This window comes from Neobacillus sp. 19 (assembly GCF_049463095.1).
Lineage (GTDB): Bacteria > Bacillota > Bacilli > Bacillales > Cytobacillaceae > Neobacillus.
In genome coordinates, this window is the sequence record NZ_JBMPZU010000031.1 from 286726 (window position 1) to 298635 (window position 11910).

17 protein-coding genes are annotated in these 11910 nt (G+C 41.2%); 13 read left to right on the top strand and 4 right to left on the bottom strand.

Annotation, left to right across the window (positions count from 1 at the left end; all coding sequences use genetic code 11):
* Positions 1–25 precede the first annotated feature (25 nt).
* On the bottom strand, positions 26–532 hold the full coding sequence (locus ACO1D1_RS10355; RefSeq protein WP_149871469.1) for a phosphatidylglycerophosphatase A family protein: 507 nt from the start codon (positions 530–532) through the stop codon (positions 26–28).
* Positions 533–734: 202 nt separating this feature from the next.
* Between ACO1D1_RS10355 and ACO1D1_RS10360 the strand changes: the two genes are divergently transcribed.
* Together ACO1D1_RS10360 and ACO1D1_RS10365 are read left to right on the top strand one after the other, a co-directional pair.
* Entirely contained in the window at positions 735–1274 is a 540-nt protein-coding gene (locus tag ACO1D1_RS10360) for a hypothetical protein (RefSeq protein ID WP_423335875.1), read from the top strand.
* An 88-nt stretch (positions 1275–1362) separates the two neighbouring features.
* The gene (locus ACO1D1_RS10365; RefSeq protein WP_423335876.1) at positions 1363–1749 is read left to right on the top strand and encodes a hypothetical protein; all 387 of its coding nucleotides are present in this window, start codon (positions 1363–1365) and stop codon (positions 1747–1749) included.
* 91 nt (positions 1750–1840) lie between these two features.
* On the opposite strand, the gene ACO1D1_RS10370 is transcribed toward ACO1D1_RS10365, so the two are convergent.
* Entirely contained in the window at positions 1841–2077 is a 237-nt protein-coding gene (locus ACO1D1_RS10370; RefSeq protein ID WP_149871467.1) for a NifU family protein, read from the bottom strand.
* Between the two features lie 142 nt (positions 2078–2219).
* Between ACO1D1_RS10370 and ACO1D1_RS10375 the strand changes: the two genes are divergently transcribed.
* Complete coding sequence (locus tag ACO1D1_RS10375; protein ID WP_423335877.1) at positions 2220–2546, top strand: YuzD family protein; 327 nt, start codon at positions 2220–2222, stop codon at positions 2544–2546.
* A gap of 38 nt (positions 2547–2584) precedes the next feature.
* On the opposite strand, the gene ACO1D1_RS10380 is transcribed toward ACO1D1_RS10375, so the two are convergent.
* Positions 2585–3652, bottom strand: a complete 1068-nt coding sequence (locus ACO1D1_RS10380; RefSeq protein ID WP_423335878.1) for an NAD(P)/FAD-dependent oxidoreductase — start codon at positions 3650–3652, stop codon at positions 2585–2587.
* Positions 3653–3861: 209 nt separating this feature from the next.
* On the opposite strand from ACO1D1_RS10380, the gene ACO1D1_RS10385 reads away from it, so the two are divergent.
* Positions 3862–4101 carry a YuzB family protein gene (locus ACO1D1_RS10385; protein WP_149871464.1) on the top strand — a complete coding sequence of 80 codons (240 nt, stop codon included), beginning with the start codon at positions 3862–3864 and terminating at the stop codon, positions 4099–4101.
* A gap of 185 nt (positions 4102–4286) precedes the next feature.
* Positions 4287–4652 carry an iron-sulfur cluster insertion protein ErpA gene (gene erpA / locus ACO1D1_RS10390; protein WP_423335914.1) on the top strand — a complete coding sequence of 122 codons (366 nt, stop codon included), beginning with the start codon at positions 4287–4289 and terminating at the stop codon, positions 4650–4652.
* A gap of 42 nt (positions 4653–4694) precedes the next feature.
* On the opposite strand, the gene ACO1D1_RS10395 is transcribed toward erpA, so the two are convergent.
* A complete protein-coding gene (locus tag ACO1D1_RS10395; RefSeq protein ID WP_423335879.1) occupies positions 4695–5693 on the bottom strand; it encodes an NAD(P)/FAD-dependent oxidoreductase in 999 nt (332 codons plus the stop codon).
* Between the two features lie 471 nt (positions 5694–6164).
* Here ACO1D1_RS10395 and ACO1D1_RS10400 point away from each other — a divergent pair, with 471 nt between their 5' ends.
* The 8 genes from ACO1D1_RS10400 (at position 6165) to ACO1D1_RS10435 (ending at position 11884) form a co-directional block, all read left to right on the top strand.
* The gene (locus ACO1D1_RS10400) at positions 6165–7382 is read left to right on the top strand and encodes an NAD(P)/FAD-dependent oxidoreductase (RefSeq protein ID WP_423335915.1); all 1218 of its coding nucleotides are present in this window, start codon (positions 6165–6167) and stop codon (positions 7380–7382) included.
* 83 nt (positions 7383–7465) lie between these two features.
* Complete coding sequence (locus ACO1D1_RS10405; RefSeq protein ID WP_423335880.1) at positions 7466–7957, top strand: NUDIX domain-containing protein; 492 nt, start codon at positions 7466–7468, stop codon at positions 7955–7957.
* Between the two features lie 157 nt (positions 7958–8114).
* Complete coding sequence (locus ACO1D1_RS10410) at positions 8115–8240, top strand: YuiA family protein (protein ID WP_423335881.1); 126 nt, start codon at positions 8115–8117, stop codon at positions 8238–8240.
* 107 nt (positions 8241–8347) lie between these two features.
* Complete coding sequence (locus tag ACO1D1_RS10415; RefSeq protein WP_423335882.1) at positions 8348–8671, top strand: YuiB family protein; 324 nt, start codon at positions 8348–8350, stop codon at positions 8669–8671.
* Positions 8672–8767: 96 nt separating this feature from the next.
* Complete coding sequence (locus ACO1D1_RS10420; RefSeq protein ID WP_149871459.1) at positions 8768–9379, top strand: 3D domain-containing protein; 612 nt, start codon at positions 8768–8770, stop codon at positions 9377–9379.
* A gap of 74 nt (positions 9380–9453) precedes the next feature.
* Positions 9454–9837, top strand: coding sequence for a DUF309 domain-containing protein (locus tag ACO1D1_RS10425; RefSeq protein ID WP_423335883.1), 384 nt, complete (start codon positions 9454–9456; stop codon positions 9835–9837).
* 62 nt (positions 9838–9899) lie between these two features.
* Positions 9900–11411 carry a leucyl aminopeptidase gene (locus tag ACO1D1_RS10430; protein WP_423335884.1) on the top strand — a complete coding sequence of 504 codons (1512 nt, stop codon included), beginning with the start codon at positions 9900–9902 and terminating at the stop codon, positions 11409–11411.
* Positions 11412–11641: 230 nt separating this feature from the next.
* Positions 11642–11884: a hypothetical protein gene (locus tag ACO1D1_RS10435; protein ID WP_423335885.1), complete on the top strand. Its 243-nt coding sequence runs from the start codon at positions 11642–11644 to the stop codon at positions 11882–11884.
* Positions 11885–11910 lie beyond the last annotated feature (26 nt).

Consider the following 11910-nt stretch of genomic DNA (forward strand, 5'->3'; position numbering starts at 1 on the left):
AATCTCCATCCTTTTTTGACTTCCTTTATTCCTTCTCTGCACGGGATGCTCGATGTGCCAGCCTGCTGGAAGCAGCGGCGGCGATTGCCCCGACAATATCATCTAAAAAGGTATGACATTCACCTGTTGATTTATCATTTAAATGTGCCAAAATTCCAGGCTTCAGTTTATCAATGTATCCATAATTAGTAAACCCGATGGAACCGTAAACATTCACAATCGAAAAGGCGAGGATCTCATCAACGCCATAAAGGCTTTCATCAGTTCCAATAATCGATTGTAATGGTTCTTCGAGCATTCCTTTTTCGGCGAGCATATCAAGCTGGATTCCAGTTATTATGGCATTTTGTACTTCACGTTTGGAAAGGACTCGTTCCACGTTAGCTAAGCAATCTTCCATCTTTAAATTTTCATGATATTTTTCCTGTAAAAAGAAGACTAAATCGGCCATGTCCTGTACTTCTACGCCTCTTTCTTTCAGCCATCTGCGTGCGGTTTCTTCGGTTAGATCTAGTTTTTTGTCGTCTGCCATCATTAATCACCTTTTCTTTAGTTTTCCACTATATATATACTTCATTTCCATATTATATGCAATTATTATGTAAAAGAGTAATTCAAATCCTTACCTATATTTTTCCGAATTCTTAATCGTAAAAAAACAGGGAAGACAACAAGTTTTTCCATGCTGTTACATATACATGAGTTAAAAAGAGGTACAAAGACGGGGTGGTAAGATGCTTCAGAAAATGCTTGAAAACCAATATGGAATTACTGTGGAGGAATACGTAAAATTAGATGCCTATGATGCACTGAGAGGGAATGGCTGGCTCTATTTAATTTCGAATCCGGCTGGCAAGGAAGAAGCAGATATTTCCGAACTAGAGAAAATTGCTGAGCATTTACGGAATTATGGAGATCCAAACGTGCCTATTTTTTTACCGTCGAAGGAAGGCCAGTTAATTACAACATGGGAACAAAATAAATATTGTGTATTAGCAAGCCGGCAAATCGAAGAGGGGCGAAAAATAAAATTGGGCCGGAAACTGGCGAAATTCCATGAACGCGGCCGGAGGGTTCCTTTTCAAATCGAAAGGTCAAGCCGGATTGGGGAATGGAAGTCCTTGTGGGAAAAGCGTCTTGAGCAAATGGAAAGGGTGTGGAATGGTCTATTGTTTCAAACACCGGAAGATGAATTTGAACGCATGTTTATCGACTCTTTCCCATATTATCTTGGATTAACAGAGAATGCGATCCAATATTTAGTTCGATTCTGAGCTTGATGATGAACCTGCTGAGACAGATAGCGGTACGGTTTGCCATGAGCGTTTTACCAATAAAACGTGGGGCCCTCATAATCAGTACATGATAAAAAATCCGTTTGACTGGGTATTTGACCATCGAAGCCGTGACTTAGCCGAGTGGACTAGGGAGCGGTATTTTCGCAATATCCAAACATATGATATGGAATTAAGACAGTTTTTTGAGGAATACCAAAGCGTTGCGCCGTTATCTTCCTTTTCTTGGCGCTTACTGTATTCCCGTTTAGTCTTTCCATTGCACTATTTCGATTGTATTGAAAGTTATTATATAACGCGTTCCGAGCAGGAAAAGAAGGTATTAGAAGAGAGGCTAAGTAAAATATTGCGGCAATCAAGTGAGTATGAACGATTTTTAGCAGGATTCTTCCAAATTTCAGGAGCGCCGATTAAACGGTTAAACTTGCCCCAGCTCGAATGGCTTTTTCAATAAGAAAAGCGGAAGCGGCCTGGTCAGCGGCGTATGGACTGAAGCGCATATAAATAAAGCGATTGCCAACTTCGGCAATCGCTATTTCCATTTATTAAAATACTTGTTCTACTTCAACGACGCCGGGTACTTCTTCTAAAAGTGCTCTTTCAATGCCGGCTTTTAAAGTGATCGTTGAGCTCGGGCAGCTGCCGCACGCACCTAGCAAGCGGAGCTTAACAATGCCATCCTCTACATCAACTAATTCGCAATCCCCGCCATCGCGAAGAAGAAATGGACGTAATTTATCTAATACTTCTTGAACTTGCTCAAACATTTCTTGTTCTTCCATGTTAATCGACTCCTTTCCTACTTATATTATAATGTCAACCGTGCTAAAAATCCATTCTCAGAAATTAGGAAAATAAAGATTTACAGACATTAGCCTATTATTTATAGTAAAATGAAAAGAAAAACGACGGGAATGGTTTTTTATGAGTATGAATGAAGTGGAAATTGTTCTTTACGGGGCAGAAACCTTATGTCCAAGCTGTATAAATCTGCCTTCCTCCAAAGAGACCTTTGAATGGCTGGAAGCAGCTATTGCCAGGAAGTTCCCCGATCAACCGTTTAAAATGAGCTATGTGGATATTTATCAGCCTTTAGCCGAAAGAGAAAAAGAAATTTTTGCCAAAAGAGTCATTGAAGAAGATATGTTTTACCCGGTTGTTGTCATAAAGGAAAAGATTGTTGGTGAGGGCAACCCAAGGTTAAAAACGATTTTTGCAGAACTAGAGAAATATGGATATAAAGCGATTTAAAGAAAAGGAGCATTCCACTGACGGAATGCTCCTTTTTGTCATCCATTATGAAACTTGTACATCCATAGGATCCCAGACTTTATAAGGCGGGCGACACGTCCTGTAATGGCGTGGTCTGCCATCATTCCGAAGCCTTGCTTTTTTCCAAGAGAGCCAAGGATGCCTTTTAATTTGATCGGCGGGAAACTTTCCGGCAATGGTTCACCATTCCAGCGCTTTTTCAAGACTTCGACCACTTGTTCCGCTTGTCCTTCCGCAAGCTGGGCACTTGGTGCATGTGGTGAGCTTGCGCAGTCTCCGACGATAAACACATGTTCATCCGCTGGCAGGTGATGATGGTTCGTAACGATCAGTCGTCCCGAACGATCCTTTTCCCCATCCATTTCACGGGCGATTTTATTTGCTTGAATTCCTGCCGTCCAAACAATTACATCACAATCAATCGGTTCATCATGATTGTATAACCTTTTTTCTTCCACCTTAGTAATATTGGAATTATTAATAATCTCAACATTATTTCTGACAAACCAATTTTCAACATATTTACTTAACCGCTCCGGAAACGCTGAGAGAATATGTTTTCCGCGATCAAATAATTTAATGTTTAGGTCTTCACGGCTTTCACTTAATTCGCTCGCAAGCTCCACTCCACTTAAACCGGCACCGACAATCCCGACAACAGAACCAGGGCCAAGATTATTTAGCACGGAATAGGTGAGCCGTGCTTTCTCAATGCTTTGGATACTGTAAGTAAATTGGTCTGCACCTGGAACCCCGTGATACTTATCCTCACAACCGAGTCCAATAATAAGGTCATCATATACAATAGGTTGAGCGTTCTTCAAATTAATTGTTCGGTTCGTCCGGTCGATACCGATAACTTCTCCGTACTTTACATCCAAACGAGGATGTTCCGGGAAAGCAACACGGACTTCTTTATCAGAAATCGTGCCGGCAGCTAATGCGTAGTATTCCGTTTTTAAGCAATGGTATGGGACGCGGTCAACTAATGTAATCGTTACGTCCTCCGGTAAATGGTTGGGAAGGAGCTCGTTCAAAATCTTCATTCCGCCATAACCGCCACCAAGAATGACAAGGTTTTTCATTTTTACATTCCCCTTTGTTTAGCCACTTTCATTTAAAAGACAAGTATATTAAGATAATTTTCCGTTTTATTAACCACATACGAGTATATCTAAATTGTGTCCAAATAACAACAATAATCACACTCATCTTGACACGATTGCCATAAACATGGTAATTGACGGAACCCCTTAAATGTAGTAGGATAAATAGTTGTGGAGAGGTGAAGACATTGATAAAGCCGATCATTGAATTTTGTATTAGTAACCTGGCAAACGGTGCACAAAGGGCACTAGAAAAACTACAAAGAGATCCTAACTTGGATATTATTGAATATGGGTGTCTCGGCTACTGCGGGAAATGTGCAATGACTCTCTATGCACTCGTGAATGGTGAAGTTGTAACAGGAAACACACCCGATGAACTGGTCGATAACATATATCAATACCTGGATGAAAATCCGATGTTTTAAAATAGAAAAGCAGAAGGACACTAGCCGCTAGGGCGCTGGTGCTGGACAATTCTCATGAAGAGGGGGGCGTGCCGCTCCCTTTTTTATATTTGTATCATATGTTAATAATAAGAATCTAAACATTTGAGTACTGGACATCAAGTGTATATACTATAATAAAAGCCTCATAAAAAGGGGGAGTAATGATGAGTAAAGAAGTTGTAATTGTTTCAGAAGCTGCGTCCCTGCACATAAAAGAAATGATGAAGCATAATGAAGAAGAAGGTGCTTTTTTACGAGTAAGTGTTAAGGGCGGCGGCTGCAGCGGCCTGTCATATGGCATGGGCTTCGATCATGAGGTAAACGAAGATGACCTTCAGTTCGAGCAGCATGGAATCCAAGTGCTCGTTGATAAAGAAAGTTCCGCCATTTTGCAAGGGACAAAAATTGATTATAAAGAATCGATGATGGGCGGAGGCTTCACGATTGAAAATCCAAACGCCATCGCATCGTGTGGCTGCGGTTCATCCTTCCGTACAGCAACAGCAACCGGAACACCTGAGGAATGCTAGTCCAACAATAAAAGACGCCCAGCAATGGGCGTCTTTTGCAATTTATTTATTAAACATGGAAGAACTGTGTAATGGCTGTACTTTTGCTTTTGGATCAATATAAGATTTGGCGTTGTTAACGGCAGTCGGTGCTTCGCCAAATCCGCAGGCAATTAATTTCACTTTACCATCATATGTGCAAATATCGCCGGCAGCATAAATGCCAGGTGTATTCGTTTCCATTTTTGAATTAACAACAATGGAATTCTTTTCGATCTCCAGACCCCACTCCTTAATCGGGCCAAGTGAAGAAACAAATCCGTAGTTACAGATAACAGCATCGACATCAATTGTGACTTTTTCTTCGCCATTAACTGTTTCAAGTACAACCTGTTTAATTCCGTTTTCATCCCCGATTAATTCTGCAGGAACAAATGGAGTTTTGACATCGACTTTAGAATTATACAAGTTTTCGACGCTATGTTCATGGGCACGGAATTTATCACGGCGATGAACAATGGTCACTTGTTCAGCAATTGGCTCGAGCATTAATGCCCAGTCAACCGCAGAATCTCCTCCGCCAAATACAACTACCTTTTGGCCGGCAAACTGGTTTAAATCCTCAATAAAATAGTAAAGGTTTTTCTTTTCATATTGTGCCGCACTTTCAAGCTCTAGGCGGCGCGGTTGGAATGCCCCATTTCCCGCAGTAATAATAATTGTTTTGGAGTAGTGGACTTCTTTATTAGTCGTTAATTTAAAGGTACCATCTTCCTGCTTTTCCAACTTTTCTACCGATTGCTCAAGTGCAACAGTCGGATCGAACTTAGCCATTTGTTCTTTTAGATTATTTATCAATTCTTGTGCGCGGATTTTTGGGAACCCGGCAACATCATAAATATATTTTTCTGGATAAAGGGCTGACAATTGACCGCCTAGCTGTGGCAAGCTTTCAATGATTTTTACTGATGCTTGTCTCATTCCCCCGTAAAAGGCAGTAAATAGGCCGGCAGGACCGCCGCCGATGATCGTTATGTCATAAACTTTTTGATTTTCTTGCACTCCGTATCCCCCCAACATGTAGTAACAAACTCCATTCATATAATATCACAAAACAAAAAATTCCTCACATCTTTATGTCAAATATTCTGACTGATAAAAAGGTTATCTTAATTTTTCCATGTAATGAATATGTAAAGTTTCCATTAATCTTTGTTAAATTATTTCTATAAATCGCTTGAAAATAGAGTCAAAGTAGCATAAGATGTATTGTGGATATATTGTTAAATATTTGTGACAAAAAAAGCACATTTTTATGAATGACTGGGAAGTTCTAACATCTTTTTGTTTATCAATCTTCTAAATCTTTCTCATTCGCTGTGTGCTTACGATTTAGTTTCTTTTTCTCTATTCCTATTCGTGAATTATCTCACATACATTTTTCCTTGAATTAAAATAAAAATGGTTAAAGCAGTGGAAGATAAGAAAAAGAAGATTTATACAAAAATATATAAAAAGGTGGAAGTGATCACTTTGAGAAAGCCTAAAATTGTAATTCTCGGTGCAGGTTACGGCGGACTTCTAACAACAGTTCGTTTGCAAAAGTTAATTGGTGTAAATGAAGCGGATATTGTATTAGTAAATAAAAATGATTACCATTATGAAACTACTTGGTTACATGAAGCATCGGCAGGTACACTGCATCACGACAAAGTACGGTATGATATTAGTAATGTCATTGATCGCAGCAAGGTCGATTTTGTTCAAGATACGGTAGTTGAAATTAATAAAGATGAAAAGAAAGTGATTTTAGAAAAAGGGGAAGTCAATTATGACTACCTTGTAATCGCTCTTGGCGGCGAGCCTGAAACTTTCGGTATTAAAGGGTTAAAAGAGTACGCATTTGGCATTACCAATGTCAATTCTTCCCGTCAATTGCGTGAGCACATTGAATATCAATTTGCCACTTACAATATGGAAGCAGAGAAGAACGATAACCGTCTATCTATCGTTGTCGGCGGTGCTGGATTCACCGGTATTGAATTCCTTGGTGAATTAACAAACCGTATTCCGGAATTATGCCATGAGTACGATGTAGATTTCCATAAAGTAAAAATTACTTGTGTGGAAGCAGCCCCTACCGTATTACCTGGTTTTGACCCGGAACTAGTGAATTATGCTGTTTCACAATTAGAGCGTAAAGGCGTAGAGTTTTTAATTGGTACGGCTATCAAGGAAGCGAAACCTGGTTCGATTCTTGTCGGAAAAGGCGACGAAGAACCATATGAAATTAAGGCTGAAACCGTTGTTTGGGCTGCTGGTGTCCGTGGAAATGCGATTATTGAAAAGTCCGGTTTCGATGCAATGCGCGGCCGCGTAAAGGTAAATCCTGATCTTCGTGCACCTGGATTTGATAATGTGTTCATTATTGGCGACAGTTCATTAATGATTAATGAAGAAATTAATCGCCCATATCCGCCAACAGCGCAAATTGCGATGCAGCAAGGTGAGGTTGTAGCGCGTAATATTGCGGCACTAATCCGTAACAAGGCAGATCTTGAATCCTTTACTTTTGACAATAAAGGAACGGTTTGCTCATTAGGTGAAGATGATGCTATTGGTGTGGTATTTGGTAAGAAGATTACCGGTACAAAGGCATCCTTCATGAAAAAGGTAGTCGACAACCGTGCCCTTTACATGATTGGCGGCGCAGGTCTTGTATTGAAAAAAGGTAAATTTAACGTTTTCTAAAAAAGTTTTTTTGAGGGGACAGAGATATCTGTCCTCTTTTTGGTATGATTAAATTTAAGATGTATTTTTTAGGGGGTGTTGGGATGAGCAATCGTGAAAAACGAGGCAAGGTGTGGTTAGCTGTTTCCGGATTGGTGAAGTCAAGTGAGGGAAATTGGCTGGTAGTGAAGAAAAGATATGGCGGGCTGAAGGGGCAATGGTCTTTGCCAGCTGGATTTGTTGAAGAAGGAGAAACGGCGGATGAAGCCGTTTTACGAGAAGTAATGGAGGAAACTGGAATTAATTGTACAGTTAAAGGGCTGATCGGCTTACGAACCGGAGTCATCAATGAGGAAATCAGTGATAATATGCTCTTGTTTTTATTGGAACCGTTGGGAGAGCAGCAGGTGATCCATCAGGACTACGAGTTATACGATGCCTGTTTCATGTCACCGGAGGAGCTAATCCGTGAGAAGGATGCGTCCATCCTCTTACACTATTTGCTTAACGAAAGTGCCACTCCCATTAAACCAGGGATAGATGGGGTTAACCCGGGCAATCAATTCGGCTATACAGCCTATAAGTTATATTTGTAATTTTTCGAAAATTTAAGTGACGCTTTGAAAATGAAAGAAAACTTCCTATGTATCCGTTTTCTTTTCTGATTTTGCGTGATTTTCGTTCTTTCCTTTTTTCAGAATCCTTGCTATATTATCAGAAAATTAAGTAAATGATTTTTAGGAGATGATGGGAATGACGAGTAAGAGCATGGAGTCAAAAAACTGCGATTATTGTTCCGGTAATGGATATTTTCAATTGGTGCTTGGAGGCTCGGAAACTTGTTCCTGCTGCTGCGGTACAGGGAAGAAAAAGGAATAGAATCAATTCACTGTGGTTCCTCGAATGAATTTCGAGGGGCTATTTTTATTGACTCCCTTTTCGACATTCAGTACACTAAATGTTGATGTATAAAGGGGGAATCTCAGGTGCAAATGAGCATCGTTGTCTTAATCATATCCATCGTGTTATTTTTTGTCTTATTTTTTGGAATTGGATTTATCTTGAATATGCTGCTAAGAATGTCATGGGTTATGGCGATCGTGTACCCTATTGTCGCCATTTTTATTGTAGATAAAGTGAGTTTTAGCGAATATTTTACAAATAGTAAAGCGGCTTTTCTTGACCTTGGGGAAAGATTCAGTACGTTGGCAACAGCAGATATTCTCATTTTAATCAGCGGACTGGCAGGGGCAATCGCCGCCGGATTTACGATTAAACTGTTACGGAAAAATGGATACCAAATGTTTTAAGGCTTTTACCATTCAGGTAGAAGTCTTTTTTTATTGTCTTTTTGTATAATTCCTTGCTTATTGGGAATGAATATTTTGGGAGGAGTGAAAAATTCAATGAATAAAATGAAAAATTGGATAAAGCGCATTGCCATGACCTGCCTATTCTTTATGGCGTTAGGAGCAACCTTCCAATCCATATCCGGCGTAAATGCAAAAACGCTGATTTTCCAATTTGCTTCAAAAATCTCATCGAGTGAATCCGTTTCAGGGACAACACCGCCGTTGCTGGAGGAGGCATTTGATTGGTCAAAGTACCCTAAGCATACGGTTACAGCCACTGGCTACACTGCTGGTTTTGAATCAACAGGAAAAAGGCAGGGCCATCCTGAATATGGGATCACCTACTCTGGTGTAAAGGTGAAACGTGATTTATTTTCTACTATCGCAGCTGACTTAACTGTTTTTCCAATTGGCACTGTCCTCTTTATTCCAGGTTATGGATACGGGGTTGTGGCTGATAAGGGTGGCGCGATCAAGGGTAACGAACTGGATCTTTATTATGAAACTGTTGAAGATGTTTATAAGCACTGGGGCAAAAAGCAGGTTGATGTCTACGTGGTTCAAAATGGGAATGGAAAGATTACAGAGGATCAATTGCAGGCATTAAACGAGGATAAAACCCTGCAGGTTTTCCGCCAGCAGTATATTAGTTCTGAAAAAAGGTAAAAAGCAGGCACATCGCCTGTTTTTTTGTGTTACTTTATAAAGACAATAGGTAAACTTGGAGGGGGGATCCATTTTTGCTAAATGATTACCCAATTGAATACTATGAGTTTTTTGTTTCGTTTAATGAAGGGGATTATTACACTTGCCACGACTTGCTTGAAGAAATGTGGATGACGGAAAAAGATAATTTATTTTTAAAGGGATTATTGCAAATGAGTGTGGCCATATACCACTATGAGTACGGTAATGTCAAAGGTGCACGCATGATGATGCAAACGGCTCATGACTATTTGCAAGCCTACCGACCTAAATTCTGGGGACTGGATTTGGAGAAGGTCTATCCTTTTATCGAAGAATGTCTGACCATTTTCCCAAAAAATATTGACCGGATTCCATTTGTAATGGTTGGGGATCTGCCAAAGATTCCCCGCCTCCTGCTGTATTTGGAAGATTATTAGTTAGTCGAAATAAATACATTTTTCCGATATAATGGAGAAGAAAATTATGGAGGTGAATGTTTGTGTTTCATGTAAAAAAGCAATGGGAGTTAACTGCCCAGCATGAGGGCTTAATCATCGGACTTTTGGATAAGCCGGAGAAATTTTCAGGGACATTGGCGGTACTGGATGAAAAGTTTGATGGGCAACTGACAGAGCTGGTTAAGTCGGGTGACTTATCAGCAAAGATAAAAAGGATCAATAAAGTACATAGCTTTGAAAAAATTGGCGCAAAACGAATATGGGTTGTTGGACTGGGCAAGGAAAAAGAATTAACCTTTGATAAATTAAGAGAAGCATTTGGCCAGCTTTTTAAGGAAGTTAAGGCTGGCAAGCTTGAAGAAACAGCTATTTATTTAGACTCTTTCATTACGGAGGAATTAGACGGCCTAGACGCAGCACATGCTATGAGTGAAGCATTCGCGCTGTCGACCTATCAATTTGAGGGCTATCGGCAAAAGTCCAATGAGCCGGAGAAAAAACTTGAGAATGTAACTGTTTATAGTGAGGCCTTTGAGGAAGAAGATGTTCAAGCATCGCTGGCAGTGGGCTTTGCATTTGGGAAGGGGACAAATTCGGCACGAACGCTTGTGAATATCCCAGGGAACATGCTAACGGCAACTGAAATGGCTTCCTATGCAACAACACTTGCGGCAAAATATGATTTTGAAGTAGAAATACTTGATAAAGCGGAAATTGAAAAGCTTGGAATGGGGGCTTTCCTTGCGGTAAATCAAGGATCTGTCCAGCCGCCAAAAATGATTGTGCTGAAATATCAAGGAAAAGATGAATGGAAGGATGTCATCGGCTTAGTGGGAAAAGGAATTACCTTTGATACCGGTGGCTATTCGATTAAAACAAAGGCCGGCATCGTTGGCATGAAAACGGACATGGGCGGAGCAGCTGCGGTTCTCGGCGCCATGGAAATCATCGGTGAAATCAGGCCTGAGCAAAATGTAGTCGCGGTAATCCCTTCTACAGACAATATGATCAGCGGCGGCGCCTTTAAGCCGGATGACGTGATTACGTCCATGAGCGGAAAAACAATCGAGGTATTAAACACCGATGCAGAAGGCCGTCTTGTTCTTGCTGATGCCGTTACCTATGCGAAGCATCACGGGGCAGATTATTTAGTCGACGTCGCGACCTTAACCGGCGGGGTGATCACGGCACTGGGCCTACATACGACGGGTGCTATGACGAACCATGAAACATTATATGAACAAGTCCTTGAAGCATCGGTTGAAGCCGGAGAGCAAATGTGGCTCTTGCCGTTATTTGAAACGGAAAAAGAGCGTGTTCGAAACAGTAAAGTCGCTGATTTGAACAATTCACCGGGCAGTGAGGGCCATGCCCTTGTCGCCGGCGCCTTTATCGGTGAATTTGCTGAGGGCACCCCATGGGTTCATTTAGATATTGCCGGCACAGCCACCTCAAAGAAAGCCTATGATCTCGGCCCAGCAGGTGCGACAGGGGTCATGACCCGTACACTAGCATTGTTCGTAGAACGATTTGAGCCGATTGAAAAGAAATAATGTGGAAGGCCTCCGGACTTGTTCGGAGGCTTTTTAAAATCCCACATAGGCGTGATGAAGGACAACTGATAGAAAAACAATCCCACTCAGAAAAAACGTTTGCTTTTCGAGCTTGCCATACGCCGCTGAGCAGGGCGATTGTGCTTTTCTTTTTAGCCCACTCCAAACCCGCGCCTTTCGCATATGAAATAGTGTAGGCAAGTATCGCAGAAAAAAGGAGGCAGTGCGGCATGTACCCTTATCAAAGCCCGTATCTTTATCGAAATGCATACCCGGTGCAGGATCAGAGGTTTATCGGTTTTCTTGGCTGGCCGTTAGCGATAGGAGGGCTTGGCTTTTTAGGAGGATTAATTGGCGGCGGATTGGCCGGCGGATTTGTAGCCAGCCGCCCATTTTATGGCGGTTATGGCTATCCCCCAATGGGCTATCCGCCAATGGGATACCCTCCGATGGGCTATCCAGGATACTATTGATACCAAAGTGAAAAACAGCTCTCGCG

Excerpts from the sequence above, each read along its gene's own strand:
- ACO1D1_RS10375 (WP_423335877.1), top strand. The coding sequence starts at position 2,220 with ATGAGTATGAATGAAGTGGAAATTGTTCTTTACGGGGCAGAAACCTTA.
- ACO1D1_RS10370 (WP_149871467.1), bottom strand. The coding sequence starts at position 2,077 with ATGGAAGAACAAGAAATGTTTGAGCAAGTTCAAGAAGTATTAGATAAA.
- ACO1D1_RS10405 (WP_423335880.1), top strand. The coding sequence starts at position 7,466 with ATGAGCAATCGTGAAAAACGAGGCAAGGTGTGGTTAGCTGTTTCCGGA.
- ACO1D1_RS10360 (WP_423335875.1), top strand. The coding sequence starts at position 735 with ATGCTTCAGAAAATGCTTGAAAACCAATATGGAATTACTGTGGAGGAA.
- ACO1D1_RS10410 (WP_423335881.1), top strand. The coding sequence starts at position 8,115 with ATGACGAGTAAGAGCATGGAGTCAAAAAACTGCGATTATTGTTCCGGT.
- ACO1D1_RS10365 (WP_423335876.1), top strand. The coding sequence starts at position 1,363 with ATGATAAAAAATCCGTTTGACTGGGTATTTGACCATCGAAGCCGTGAC.
- ACO1D1_RS10355 (WP_149871469.1), bottom strand. The coding sequence starts at position 532 with ATGGCAGACGACAAAAAACTAGATCTAACCGAAGAAACCGCACGCAGA.
- erpA (WP_423335914.1), top strand. The coding sequence starts at position 4,287 with ATGAGTAAAGAAGTTGTAATTGTTTCAGAAGCTGCGTCCCTGCACATA.
- ACO1D1_RS10380 (WP_423335878.1), bottom strand. The coding sequence starts at position 3,652 with ATGAAAAACCTTGTCATTCTTGGTGGCGGTTATGGCGGAATGAAGATT.
- ACO1D1_RS10435 (WP_423335885.1), top strand. The coding sequence starts at position 11,642 with ATGTACCCTTATCAAAGCCCGTATCTTTATCGAAATGCATACCCGGTG.
- ACO1D1_RS10420 (WP_149871459.1), top strand. The coding sequence starts at position 8,768 with ATGAATAAAATGAAAAATTGGATAAAGCGCATTGCCATGACCTGCCTA.